Origin of the sequence: Alcanivorax sp. 1008, assembly GCF_020667895.1 — a bacterium.
Taxonomy (GTDB): Bacteria; Pseudomonadota; Gammaproteobacteria; order Pseudomonadales; family Alcanivoracaceae; genus PGZG01.
On record NZ_JAFMPS010000113.1, the window covers coordinates 1 to 312 of the forward strand.

Below are 312 nucleotides of genomic sequence, written 5' to 3' on the forward strand. Positions count from 1 at the left end.
TAACATTACCAACGGTGCAAGCCTCAATGAGTAGAGTTTTCCCTTTCGCCCCTAAATCTGGCGCCAAAAAGGGAATCATTCAAAATATAAACTTTCAGGTAAATACTAGAGGCGAATATCGCATCAATACTACTGATTCCTTGTTTGGTAAAAGTGAGATGTTTGATGATGCTGTTGCAGGAATGAAACATACAATACCACTTACAACCAATTTTAAAGTTTTTAATCATTTTAGTGTGAGTGCAAGTACAAACTTAGAAGAAACATGGACATTAAAAACCATCAGACGCTTTTATGATACAAGCCTCGATG

Annotated in this window: 1 protein-coding gene; it reads left to right on the forward strand. The window is 36.2% G+C overall.

The features are described from left to right. Positions 1-26: 26 nt before the first annotated feature. The coding region (locus tag J1C54_RS16520; protein ID WP_229150088.1) for a putative LPS assembly protein LptD at positions 27-312 on the forward strand (286 nt) is incomplete at its 3' end.